Here is a 12,951-nt window from a genome sequence, read left to right on the forward strand (position 1 = left end):
CATGTTTTATTTAAACAGCAGGGGGGCGAATTCAGAAAGGTAGATTCGCCAATTGCTCCAGGTGTGGCCCCCGGTACTCTCCCTGTAAGTAAATTCAAGTTGATTCTCTTCCATTTTTGCTACCAGGTTTTTGGCGGCTCCATATAAGAAATCATCGGTACCGCATCCGATCCAGTAGAGCTTGTAACCTTTGGTCTCCAGGTTTTTAATCCGGGCATCCACATCCTGGAACCAGGAACGGCCCGAGGGATCGGGATCGGTGAGCCCCATGCTCATTACTCCGAAATAATCAAATACCTCTGTGTGGTCGAAGGCCAGGTTCATGGTCTGCATACCTCCCATGGAGAGACCGCTGACAGCCCTGTTTTCCCTGCCGGGAAGGGTTCTGAAGTGCTTGTCGATGAATGGGATCACGTCCTGAACCAGGCTCTTCTCAAAAATTCCGGAGCCCATACCGGCAATACCAACGCTGGGTTCCCCGATGTTTGCCGGGGGTGCTTCTCCTGGAGAGGCTGCATCACGTGGATTTCCATTGGTCATGACCACGATCATTGGTTTGGCTTTGCCTTGGGCGATCAGGTTATCCATAATCTGACAGGCACGTCCGAGGGTCGACCAGGCGTCTTCATCTCCTCCACCGCCATGCAAGAGGTAGAATACCGGATACTTCTCCGTGCCGGACTCATAACCCGGAGGCGTATAAACATACATTCTGCGCTTCAGTTCCAGGGTGGGGGAATCATACCAGACTTTGGAAAGAGTTCCGTGGGGCACATTTTGCACCGCGTAAAGACCGGAAGCAGCCCCGGGTACCAGGATCATGCTTTCGTGTCGTCGTCCATCCCTCATAACCAGGGTATTGGCCGGATCCAGGAAACGGATTCCGTGGGAGCTGAAAGAGTAGGTGTAGATTTCCGGTTCCAGCGGACCCACTGTTAAGGTCCACAGGCCGGTATCGTTCTTTATCAGGGCTTGACTGGCTCCCCGGCCGTCCATCCAGTTTCCGCTGATGGTGATTTTTTCGGCATCGGGTGAAAAGATCCTGAAAGTAACGCTGTTATCGTTGTGTAACTCGGGCGAAACCACCCGGTTTCTCATCCAGGGTGCTTCCTGGGCAGATAAGGAGATCGTGCCGGCAAGCAGGATGGCAGCCAGCAGGGTACTTTTTTGGATAATGTTGTTCAGATTCTTCATAATGTTTAAAAGTTAAACCAGTAATTGAGCTTGATCACCAGGGCCCGGTGTTTGGGCCCCCAGAATTCTACGGCATAGTTATCCGTATAGACGATATAGAGATCCGACATGGGCTGGAAACGCCATTGTATCCGGCTGTTTATATTGAAATTATCCTCCTGGGTATTGTACTGCAGGAAGGTGGTCCAGAAAAGTTTCCTGGAGAAATTGATCTCAATCCGGGGATTGATCAAAAAGAGCTTATCCGAGCCGTAGGGTTCCGGAAATTCGAGGTCATTCTGTTCGAAATTGACCGAAAAGTTCCCCCAGGGCTGGGCCCTGTATTTGATCCCGAAGGTGTATTGCCTCCTGGTTCCGTTGTAGAAGGTTCCATAAGCCACCCCACCCGTCAGGCTGAAGAGCCTGCGCTGGTCGCTCTGTATCCCGATTTCGGCCTGGTTATACTGGTAAATCCCGGCCGGAAGCGGTTCTTCACCTATAAAGGTGAAGGGATAAAGCAGGTCCACCAGGGTATGGTTATAGGACGCCTTCAGCTGGGCCGTGGAGGAAAATTCCAGGGTATAGCCCACTTCGCTTTCACTGTTCAACAGGGAAAGGTCCAAATCAAAATCATGGCTGTAGCGGCCATTGAATTCATGGGAGATGATCTTCCTGCTGTTTTCCGGATAGATGGTATAGGCTGCCCGGGTGAACCAGTGGTTCATGCCGATGTAAATGGAAGTGTCCCGCTCCGCATCGTAGTACTGCTGTCCCCGGATATAGCCCATATCGGAGCGGTAGTTTTTACCCAGTCCCGACAAATTGGAATAGACGCTGATGTTCCGGTTGTCGTAGCCAATGCCGCTGATATAGGAGTAGGATTCACCCTCCAGTCCCGAGGTAAAGGATCTGGCATAGCCGGCAAAGCTCTGGAAGCGGCCATCGGCCGACCGGTACTGGAACTCCAGTCCGGCGTTCCGGTTGTAATCGGGATCTTCCGAGCGGAGAGCATCCCGGTTCTGGATGTAGCCCTTGATCACCGACCGTTCCAGCACCTGTTGCTGAAAGGAGGCCACCGAATAGTTCTGGGGAAGGAAGCCGCCGGTCTCCCTGGTCTGCAGGTTCATTACCCCGATCCGAAGATTCTCATTTAAGTTTCCGCTAAGTCTGGCCCCATACAGGATGGGGATGGGATTTCCCTTCTTATCCAGGCCTATTCTTCTGGAAAAGAAGGGGCGCATGGGAGGGATCCCGAAATCATCAAAAAGATCACTGTTCTCCAGGAAAAAGAGCCGTTGCTCCGGGAGCTGGATGTCAAACAGGGTGAGGTTGATCACCTGCTTATCCACCTCCACCTGCGAGAAATCGGGATTTATGGTCAGATCGAGATTGAGGCTGGAGGTGACGGGTACCTTGGCATCGATTCCCGCCTGGTAGATGGGTTCTGCCTTTGTTCCGGCTTCGTAATCCTTGGTCACCCCTCCCCTGGCAAAGGGGATAATGGCAAAGTTAGAGTTTGTTTTATCCGGACTCTGGTCCCAGGTCAGCGTGCCGGTATAACCCAGCTCCGTTTCGAAAAACTCTATGGGTACGGGAATCCAGGTATGGGTGCTGTTGGTCGCTGCATCGCGACGGAAGAAGTTGATCCCCCAGCTGCTTTTGTTCTCTTCAAAGCGAAGGGTCTTAAAGGGAATGGCGATCTCTGCAATCCACCTGTCGGGATGGGTGGTGACCTCCGAGAACCACTTATTGTCCCAGGCCAGGTTGAATCCCTTAAGCGTTTGTCCGGGCTCGGGTTCCTGTCTTCGTCCCGTTTGTCCCGTGACCAGGTATTCGGCCTGGACACCGGCCGGGTTGATATGAAATACAAAGCCATTGGTCTGTTCGTTCACCGGATCGATGACCACCCCGAAACCATCCCCGTCCCAGAATTCTTTATCCCTTTTGAGGGTTTTGATCACATATTTTTGCGGACCGTAGCAGACAGCGGCGATGTAAAGATAGTGTTCGTCTGAGGTCATTCTTACTTCTGTTTGCAAGTGCTTATCCACGGCACGGTTGTCCACCGGGTAGCTCATCCAGAAGTTATCGGCGACGGGCACTTCACTCCAGACCGGTTCAGAGAGCACGCCATCGATTTGGATCTCTTCTTTTGTTTTTTGGATATGATAGCTATCGTTCTTACCGGAAGGAGAGGCTCCGTTTACCATTACCGGAAACAGGCCACACAGGAGCATGGCCATTCGCATCTTCCGGAGGATGTGCCTGGCAGCCCGGCGTTTCACCGCCGTATACGGCCAGTCAGCCATATGAAGGGATCGTTTAATTTGCTTTCTTGGACCCTGCAAAGTCTTATAAGTTTAAAATGCAATAACAATTCTTATCTGAGTTTCACAAATCGGATAGCTTGCTCTAAAGCGATCATAATTCAGAGGAAGGATCTCTTTATGTGTACAAGCTACACATTAAAGTGCAAGATACGAATGTTTCTTCAGTAATGCGTCAGGAACAGGGTAGCATTCCCCTTAAATTATCCGATGATGTCGACCCTTCGGCCGAAGGGGGACAGGGCAAAGCCTGCCAGCTTGAAATGCTGCATTCCCCAGGGGATTCCGATAATGGAAATGCTAAGCAGAAAGCCGAAAACAATATGGGCCAGGGCAATCCATAGCCCGGCTATAAGAATCCAGATGATATTCAGAAGGCCAAAAAGGCAACCGGGTATGTTCCCCCGTTCGATCTGGAAAGTACGGCCAAATGGCCAGAGGCACAGGGAACCAATCTTGATCAACTGAAATCCGAAGGGAATTCCGATAATGGTGACCATCATGGCCACCCCTCCCAAAAAATAACCAATGGCCGTGGCCAGTCCCCCGAAGAGGAGCCAGATCAGGTTACCAAGAAAATTCATAGGGCCGGTAGATTGAGTTTGACCAAAGATATAAAAAAAGAGGGTCCCTGCCGGAACACTCTTTCAATATCAGGGGATAAAAAACTGAATGTTACTGCGCGGTGACCAGGACACTGCGAAGATTCTCAATAAGTTCAAAGGCCGTGTTCAGGTCTTCGTTTGCTGCAATCTCGCCGACCGGTGCCACAGCCAGGGTCGGCTTCAGTTCAGTCAGGTGGCCGGAGAGTACCTTCAGTCTTTCGAAGGTGGACAGGACCACCAGTCCTTCCAGCTGCTCCTGCTGCTTCAGAAAGGCATCATAAAGCACGCTGGTGGAGGGATTCAGCTGATTCACGAAAATCACCAGTAATTCCCGGATGTCTCCCTCGTCTTCCCGGCTTTTATCTTCCACCAGCATTTTTTGCTTCAGCAGGTTCCCGGTAATATAAACCTTTTCCACGAAGGAACCGGTAAGAAAGGCGGTATGTATGAAAACCATCTCCTTTTCTGAACCATATTGTTCGCTTTCTTCGAGGAGCTGGTTGAACATCATGGTGATGGTATCCCTTTGCATGGTGGAGCCTTCCATTTTTTCAAAGGTCCAGAGTCCGAACTCTGAATCCACGCCCACATGCCTGGCCAGTTCCCGGGCCGCTGAAAAGGCGAGGTACATGGTTTCGGTTGCTTCCCCGTAGAAATGATACATAATATCCACCATGTAGATTCCCAGGTTTGCAGCAGCTACCGGAAATGAAGATTTATAGCTGTGGGCCTTGTAAGGATCGTTGGTGAGCACATCATAATATTCGGCATTCACCATTCTCAGAATATCGAACACCTGATCGACGCTGTTGATGGTTGGGTCGATGGTTTCAGCTGCTGTGATATAGTCCTGAATATCAAAAGCGGCTGAAGATTGTTCCTTCTGTTTGTTGTTTACGCAGGAGGAAAAAAAGGCAAACGAGAACAGCAGAATCAGGGTGAAGTTAAAATTCTTCATGTTCAGAAGCTTTAGATTTGATTTATAGGGTAACGAATCTTAGCCAGTAATTGTTTACCGAAAAAAAAAGCTGCCCTGGCGGACAGCTTTTCAAGCCCTAAAATTTAACCCTATTGTTAACCTAAATGTCTTGCAAAATTGCAGTAAATAATTAGATTAAAACATGAGATTTCTCATGTCCGGAACAGGGGTGATCATAATTTTTTATGAATGTTCTCAGTGACCACATGTCCGTCGAACAACTGAATGATCCGGTGTGCCTTCTCGGCATCATTAGGAGAGTGAGTAACCATGACAATAGTGGTTCCCTCTTCGTTAAGTTCAGTGAGCAGAGCCATCACCTCAGCTCCGTTGGCCGAGTCCAGGTTACCGGTGGGCTCATCCGCAAGGATCAGCTTGGGGTTTGTTACCACGGCACGGGCAATGGCCACACGTTGCTGCTGACCGCCCGACAGTTGCTGGGGGAAGTGGTTCTTCCGGTGGCTGATCTTCATCCGCTCCATGACAGCTTCCACTTTTTTCTTCCTTTCGGAACCGCTCATCTTGAGATAGAGCAAAGGCAGTTCGATGTTTTCATATACGGTGAGCTCATCAATCAGATTAAAACTCTGGAACACAAAACCAATATTTCCTTTCCGGAGATTGGTCCTTCCCTTCTCTTTCAGGTTGGCCACCTCGGTTTCGTGAAAAACATAGGAACCGTTAGTAGGATTGTCCAGTAGTCCGAGAATATTTAGCAGGGTTGACTTTCCACAACCGGAAGGACCCATGATGGCAACAAATTCCCCGTCTTTAACTTCGATATTTACATTATTCAGTGCGGTGGTTTCGACCTCATCGGTTCGAAAGACTTTTACCAGGTCAACAGTTTTAATCATTAGAATGGTTTTTATAAATGATGATACTCAAAAAAACAATAGATATGCCAAAACAGTTAATTCACAGAATCAGAGCAATATACTACTTTATTAGCTATTTACATAGTGTTCACTTTTGAGACGCATGTGTTCGGATACGTACACTGCGTACACCTGTGCTTCAATGAACTTACCAAAGGCGGTCTCTATCAAGACGAGGGACATCAATATTTGTTACAAAGCACTCAATTCAAAACTCTGACAGTAATCTTTTCGGCTATATGGAGGGCAGTGGTCAGAGTCTCCAGGTCGGTGAAAAGCTCCCCGCTGGCGCCTGAATGGTGACTGCGGCCTATGATCTCCATGGGATATTCCTCTCCGGCATCTCCAAGGTCAATGGTAGCTGCATAAACCAGAGCGGGCTGACAGGAGGTCTTGTATTCCTCATCGTCGGGGAACTTGTTATTGGTCCAGAATTCGTTCCAGTCCCAGGTCTGGTTGATCTCGAAAAGCAGCCTTAATTTGTCCGGTCCAGGCTCATCCAGCCTGGTACGCAGGATGAAACTCTGTTCGGGGGTGGCCCCGGTATAGGCATCGGGAACCGGATTGGTGGGAGTGGGAAGGAAGAGTCCCTGCTCATTTTTAATGCCTCGTTTGTGGGACCAGTACGGAAGTGCAGCAGGACGCTGAATCTCACCGGGTTTCCAGAATCCCCTGGAGGCATCCCCATGTTGGAATATCCCTTTCCCAATGGACTCGGCCACATACAGGGTCTGAACGAAGTGGCCGTCGAGGGTCTCCACCCAGATAGCTATCAGGGGATGGTTATGGCCTTCTCCTTTGATCATCTCAATTTCCAGGGCCGGACCAGCGCCCTGAGGGTTGGAGCTCAGGTGATCGGGGGGCAACTCCACTGGTACACGGGTATTGCTGCATGAGAGTGCAAGCAAAGCGAATGAGATCAGTATCAGTATTTTTTTCATAGCCAGTCTATTTAGAATTCAATGATTATACCAATGGTTGGCAAAACAGTTCCGGCGGCAGACTCCAGCTCCTTCAACCTGTAGCGCTGTAATTCTATGGGATCCGAGGGATTCTCGATGATTGGATTTCCCTGATCGTCCTTGTCCTGAACCAGGAAAGTATTGCCTGTTGTTTTAAAGTTGTACACGTTCTGAATATCTGCATACAAATTAATGGTTACCCTGGAAAGAAACCACTCTTTGTCAATCCGGAGGTCCAGCTGGTGAAAAGGCTTAAAGCGCAATTGATTATACTGGTCGAGATCTGTGGCAGGGAAGCCGGTGACGTCCCAGTACTGCACCAGGGAGGAGGTGTAGGTATCGTAGGGAGTATAGGGCTGCCCTCCCACAAAGCGCCATTTGAAGCCCAGCTGCCAGTTTCCTTTAAACTCCCTGAAGCCGTAAATATTCAGCAGGTGAACATTGTCCCAGGTGGTGGGAATCCAGCCCAGGTCCGTGAGGGACTCCTTCCTGGGAAGGGTCTCGCTTCTAACCAGGGTGTAGGAGATGGTCAGGTTACTCCCAAACAGGTCCCTGTTGCGGTAGAGAAATTCGGCTCCGAAGGCACGACCCTCCGCAATGGATTCCACAGGCTCGTTTCCATAGAGTCCGAAATCGGCTCCCTTGCTGGCCAGGGAAATGGAATCGTTCAGTGAGAAGGGATAATTGCTGTATTTTTTGTAGAATCCTTCCAGGCTGAATTTACTCTCCTGGTCGGGGAGCCATTCCACTCCGGCCACCAAATGGTCCGATCGGATATATTTGAGCCTGCTCTGGTTGACCATCACCCCCTCTTCATTCTTGTAGCCCATGGTGGTGTAAGCGGGTTCCTGGTAGAACCTGCCGGTGTTGAAATTCAGATACCATCCCGTGGTCAACTGGTAAGAGGCGGATAACCTGGGCGACAACTGATTGATCAGGTTGGACATCTGGTCGTTGTAGTTGTTGGCATCGGCACGAAGGCCAAAGGAAAGGACCAGTCTTTTGGAAAGCAGGTCCTTGCTGACCTGGCCAAAAGCCCCCCATTTGAACAGCTCAAACGCCGATTCATTGTCAATGGTAACCGGCTGGTTAAGGATAAACTGCCTGTTAAAGGTGCGGGCATAGAATTTGGCATACTCAAAATTAACCCCGTAGTTCACTTTTAATCCAGCCTTATACAGGGAGGTGTGTTCATATCTGAATTTGTTCTCGATCTCATCGGAATTATAGTCCAGGGTAAGAAGCTCATCCTGCTTGATATTATTCTGGTACTTGAGCGATTCATTATGAAGGTAATTACGGCTGAGCACCCAGGTGTCGTATCCCTGGTCGCGAAAGTGCTTCCATACAGCACCAATGGCATAGGTCCACTGAAAATTCTCGGGAAGGTAGCCCAGGATAAACTGCTGCTCCTCGGTTTCATTGGCATCCAGATTCAGGTTATTGTTATCATAGGATCCGATGCTGATCAGGGAAAGCTCGTTCTTGTTATTGAGTTTGGTCTTCACCTTGAACTGGTAATCATTGTATTTGGGGAGAAAGGGCAGCTCCAGCAGCTTGAACAGAAACTGCAGGTAGGACCGCCTGTAAGACAGGATATAGGTGGTATTCTCCCCGATGGGACCATTCAGCGTGAGGGCCAGATCAGAGGCACCCACGGAGCCTTTAAAATTCAGTTTCTCCGGGTTTCCGTCCACCTGGGAAAGGTCGATGACCGAACTCAGGGCATTCCCCTTGTTGGCAGGGAAGGCACCCGTATAGAGGTTCACCTCTCGCAGAAAATCGGCATTAATGATGCCAACGGGTCCGCCCGAGGCCCCCTGAGTGGCGAAGTGGTTGATGTTTGGGATCTCGATCTCATCCAGATAGAAGGTGTTTTCACTGGGGCCCCCTCCCCGGACAATCACGTCGTTTCGCTGGGCGGGAGTAGATGCCACCCCGGGATAGGACTGGATTACCTTGGAGATATCCCGGTTGCCACCCGGACTCTTCTCAATCTCTTTAATACTGATGCGCTGCAGGGAGACCGGGCTTTCCTTGATTTTACGAAAAGGGGAGGCCTTTATCACCACCTCTTCCAGCTCCACATTGGCCTCTACCAGCGGGACCTCCAGAAATACCTTCCTGGCATTGGTCACCTGGATGGCTTCAGACACATAGGTCTCAAATCCAACGGAGGAGATCCGAAGCTCCACGTAACCCGGTTCCAGACCGGTAAAGAGGAACTTCCCGTCCAGGTCACTGATGGACCCGATGGTGGTTCCGAATATGGCCACGGTGGCAAACTGCACCGGTTCGTTGTTTTTCGTATTATATACCCTTCCCTCTATAACCCCCTGCTGAGCTTTCAGCATTCCCGAGGAAAGGAAAAATACAGCTATCAGTGTAAATATTTTCGTCGTATTCATTGCCTTGGGTTTGTTGTCGCAGTTAAGACATAATCCTGAGCATATTGTTCAATAATTCCGACAAAAACTTAAACAGAACAGGGGGCAATTCCCTAATTCATTTATTTAAAGAAACTTACTCAGATCCAATTCGGGGTATTTGCTTTGCAGATTCCCGGCACGCTCACGGATCTGATTCTTCCGCTGTTCCAGGGATTCCCTGCTCAGGTTCAGGGACCGGTGTTCCTGCAGCTTTAACAGGGGTTCCAGATCCCGGATAATTTCAGCAGAGAGCTCGGCCACCAGCGCCTGCCGGAATTTCTCCCAGATGTAGGAGGCGGTTTTCTCACTGGTATGCAGCATATCATCGGCATAGTACCGGTAGTCGCGCAGTTCGTCCATCACGATTTCGAAGGAAGGAAAATAAAAGAAGCGGTCCGGAAATTTATTTCTCAAAGCATCGCCTGCTAGAAGGAGTGTTGCCTTGCTGAGCTGGTTCCCGTGAGCGCCATCTTTCCAGTGCCGCACCGGGCTGATGGTGTGAATGATCTTCAGGTCGCTGTTGAAATCAAACAACTGAGGCAGGAACGATTCATAGGCGGAAGTAATCTCTTGGGTGCTCAGCCGGGTCCGGGTAAACTCCCTGGCGGGGATCTTATGGCAGTTGCAGACCACCTGGCCGGTCTCCTTGTAGCGGTATACCCAGGAGGTTCCCCAGGTTAAAATCAGCAAGCCGGCTTTCGTAAGGAACTCCCTGGCCAGGCCAAAAGAATGGTTTATCTTCTCCAGGGCCTCCTCCCGGTCCGGGGAAGAGAACCCGGTATAGTGGTCAAAGGAGAACCAGAGCCCATGATGCTGTCTCAGATCCTCCGCCCGGTAACTCTCCCTGTGAATCAGTGCTTCCAGGCCTTTTTTCACAGACAGGGGATTGTAGATGACCCCGAAGGGATTTATACAGACCGGGAAAAGGTATCTCTCCAGCTTCCGTCCGATATGCTCGGTAAAACAGGATCCCATCATCAGCACCCGGGTCTGAGGATCCATCCTGAACGGATATTGGGGAAGAGTCACCTCGGTGATCAGTTTCATGACTTTACTTAATTTTAGTATCTACTAAGATAAAAGAAATGACCCATATGGCTCCATGAGAAAAATTATACATCTGGATATGGATTCGTTTTTCGCTTCGGTGGAACAACGGGATTTCCCCGAATATAAGGGAAAACCCCTGGTCGTAGGTCATCGGGGGCCCCGCTCCGTGGTGGCTGCCGCCAGCTATGAAGCCAGAAAATTCGGGGTTTATTCGGCCATGCCCATGTCCATCGCCCTCAGAAAGTGCCCCCGGCTTATCGTGGTGCCTCATCGTTTTGAAGCCTACCGGAAAGTATCGGACCAGATCCAAAGCATCTTTCACCAGTATACCGACCTGGTGGAACCCCTGTCGCTGGACGAAGCTTTTTTAGATGTCACGGAAGTTAAGCAGGGACCGGCTTCGGCTTCCTTAATCGCCATGGAGATCAAGAAGAAGATATGCCAACAGACCGGCTTAACAGCCTCGGCCGGAGTATCCTACAATAAGTTCCTTGCAAAGATAGCCTCTGACATGGATAAACCGGACGGATTCTACCTGATTAAACCAGAAGAAGCTGAAGGCTTCCTGGAGGAACTGGATATAGGCCTCTTTTTTGGAGTCGGGGAAAAAACAGAGCAAAAGATGCACCGGATGAATATTTTCAAAGGGAGGGATTTGAAATTGCTACCTCTTCCCGATTTGGTGAAACATTTCGGAAAGGCCGGGTCATACTTTTACCATGCTGTGCGGGGGATCGATGAACGTCCGGTGGTTTCGCACCGCGAACGCAAATCCATAGGCGCTGAACGAACCTTTGAAAGCGATCTGACGAATCTTGAGGATGTCAAAGAAAAACTGGCAGCCATTACAGACATCATCTGGAATCGCTGCAAAGCCAGTCAAAAATGGGGAAAGACCCTGACCCTGAAACTCCGCTTCGCCGATTTCAGCACCATTACCAGGAGCAGCACTTCCCCGAAAGCCTACACCAGGAAAGAAATAGAGGGCGTGGCTCTAAAACTACTTCCTTCCAGAGAAATTCAGGAACAGGGCATTCGGCTCCTGGGCCTGACCATGTCCAATTTCCAGGAAAAAAACCATTCCGGCACCCGGCAACTAAAAATCGAATTCTTTTAAACGGGTACTACCCTTCTCCTGCGTGTAAATCATGGTGGTGCGAACATCCTTATGGCCCAGCAATTCCTGCACGGTACGGATATCATAGCCATCCTCCGGCAGGTGGGTCGCAAAGGAAGGCCTGAAGGTATGACAGGAGGCATTCTTGCATATCTGCGACTGCTTCACCGCCTTTTGTGGTGGAAAATAATATACCGGTATACCCATCCAACCCTGCCACTTTTCCAGTTTATTATGCATGCTCATGCAACATATCAGAATGACACAGCTAAATGAACATATCCGCTGAACAAAAGCCACAGGTCACACAGATTACAATTGATTTTGACTCCAATTCTTTGTAAATTTCATTACATTCTCAAATCAAGGATTTCAATTTGGGAGTGAGGTGGCGAAGCCTTGGAATGGCGATAGTTTTCAATTCATAATTTATTATCTGAACAACCCGTCCTAATCCAAATACAAAAATCGAAATATCGTTAACTGAATGACAGATATTTCTTCCGCCCAGAATACTATATTGCCAATGGCAGTAGAATATATGTTATCTGAATTCGTCAATCAATGGAGAGAATAAAAATTAAACTCACAACCGCAGAATGCGTCCTTATACTAAATCATACTTTTGCTGGGTCTGATTTAACCGATAGATTGCGCAAAAAAAATACTGAAGGAAAAAGTACCATGGCAGTTTATTCCCTGGATGAGCTTGATGAACTCGCAGGTTTTATAGCCGCTGAGGCAAATCATTCGGAGGACAAAAAGCTTGAAAAAAGGCTTGAGGACCTCTACGATAAGATTTCGGACATAGAAAGTAAGTACCTATAGGCATGCTGTAGAAATATGGACACAAATGACCTGACAGAAAAGGCTTTTGAAACCCTTATGATTGCTGAAGAGATAGATCATATGGTAACAGTATCCCTAGGCGCAATGTGTACACGAATGCCCAGTGAGGGTGAGTTTCTACAGGAAGCATTGGGATTTGCAGAAGCATTAGCAGAAAATCCAACAGGCTACCTTGAAAACTGGGGATTATCGGATGAACATGATAGTGAGGCCTTCTCGCTGAGAATAAAGTCTCTTAGCAAACACATCCATAACGTGATAGCAATTCCTATTGAAAACCGTGGGCAGACCAGAGAGGAGAAGTATTACAGATAACAAATCGGTAAAGCCGTCCTCGTGTCCTCGGCGGCTTACCTCTTCCGTCAGATTGTCTAAAAACCTCATAATTTGTTTATAATCCAGTTCTCCTGATTTTCTCCAGAACCCTCGTTATTTGTAACTTCTGGCATGAAGTACATTCAAAGACAAAACAGATCGCAAACCTATCTTTTTCCAGTTTCCTTAGTTCTACTTTGACAGATTAACAAAATGTTGATAAAACCCCTGAAAACACTAGGCTTTCAGGGGCATCGAAAAACAAAG

The 12,951-nt window shown here is 48.9% G+C and carries 11 protein-coding genes and 1 pseudogene; 3 read left to right on the top strand and 9 right to left on the bottom strand.

What is annotated here, in order from left to right; genetic code table 11:
- Window positions 1-6 precede the first annotated feature (6 nt).
- The 8 genes from P1P86_14965 to P1P86_15000 form a co-directional block, all read right to left on the bottom strand.
- A complete protein-coding gene (locus P1P86_14965; protein MDF1576487.1) occupies window positions 7-1,194 on the bottom strand; it encodes an alpha/beta hydrolase-fold protein in 1,188 nt (395 codons plus the stop codon).
- A 5-nt stretch (window positions 1,195-1,199) separates the two neighbouring features.
- Window positions 1,200-3,482 carry a DUF5916 domain-containing protein gene (locus tag P1P86_14970; GenBank protein ID MDF1576488.1) on the bottom strand — a complete coding sequence of 761 codons (2,283 nt, stop codon included), beginning with the start codon at window positions 3,480-3,482 and terminating at the stop codon, window positions 1,200-1,202.
- 221 nt (window positions 3,483-3,703) lie between these two features.
- Window positions 3,704-4,084 (bottom strand): YccF domain-containing protein, encoded by a 381-nt coding sequence (locus tag P1P86_14975; GenBank protein MDF1576489.1) that lies wholly within the window; start codon window positions 4,082-4,084, stop codon window positions 3,704-3,706.
- A gap of 91 nt (window positions 4,085-4,175) precedes the next feature.
- Window positions 4,176-5,063: a hypothetical protein gene (locus P1P86_14980; GenBank protein MDF1576490.1), complete on the bottom strand. Its 888-nt coding sequence runs from the start codon at window positions 5,061-5,063 to the stop codon at window positions 4,176-4,178.
- Window positions 5,064-5,257: 194 nt separating this feature from the next.
- A complete protein-coding gene (locus P1P86_14985; GenBank protein MDF1576491.1) occupies window positions 5,258-5,941 on the bottom strand; it encodes an ABC transporter ATP-binding protein in 684 nt (227 codons plus the stop codon).
- Window positions 5,942-6,165: 224 nt separating this feature from the next.
- A complete protein-coding gene (locus P1P86_14990) occupies window positions 6,166-6,903 on the bottom strand; it encodes a hypothetical protein (GenBank protein ID MDF1576492.1) in 738 nt (245 codons plus the stop codon).
- Window positions 6,904-6,914: 11 nt separating this feature from the next.
- Window positions 6,915-9,332 carry a TonB-dependent receptor gene (locus P1P86_14995; GenBank protein MDF1576493.1) on the bottom strand — a complete coding sequence of 806 codons (2,418 nt, stop codon included), beginning with the start codon at window positions 9,330-9,332 and terminating at the stop codon, window positions 6,915-6,917.
- A gap of 105 nt (window positions 9,333-9,437) precedes the next feature.
- Complete coding sequence (locus P1P86_15000) at window positions 9,438-10,400, bottom strand: GSCFA domain-containing protein (protein MDF1576494.1); 963 nt, start codon at window positions 10,398-10,400, stop codon at window positions 9,438-9,440.
- Between the two features lie 55 nt (window positions 10,401-10,455).
- Here P1P86_15000 and dinB point away from each other — a divergent pair, with 55 nt between their 5' ends.
- Entirely contained in the window at window positions 10,456-11,520 is a 1,065-nt protein-coding gene (dinB, locus tag P1P86_15005; GenBank protein ID MDF1576495.1) for a DNA polymerase IV, read from the top strand.
- A 21-nt stretch (window positions 11,521-11,541) separates the two neighbouring features.
- Here the strand turns inward: dinB and P1P86_15010 are convergent.
- A pseudogene (locus P1P86_15010) lies at window positions 11,542-11,697 on the bottom strand (tyrosine-type recombinase/integrase).
- A gap of 387 nt (window positions 11,698-12,084) precedes the next feature.
- Here P1P86_15010 and P1P86_15015 point away from each other — a divergent pair.
- Both P1P86_15015 and P1P86_15020 read left to right on the top strand, forming a co-directional pair.
- Entirely contained in the window at window positions 12,085-12,348 is a 264-nt protein-coding gene (locus P1P86_15015) for a hypothetical protein (GenBank protein MDF1576496.1), read from the top strand.
- Window positions 12,349-12,363: 15 nt separating this feature from the next.
- The gene (locus P1P86_15020) at window positions 12,364-12,684 is read left to right on the top strand and encodes a hypothetical protein (GenBank protein ID MDF1576497.1); all 321 of its coding nucleotides are present in this window, start codon (window positions 12,364-12,366) and stop codon (window positions 12,682-12,684) included.
- Window positions 12,685-12,951 lie beyond the last annotated feature (267 nt).

The sequence above is a fragment of the Bacteroidales bacterium genome (assembly GCA_029210725.1).
Classification (GTDB): Bacteria; Bacteroidota; Bacteroidia; order Bacteroidales.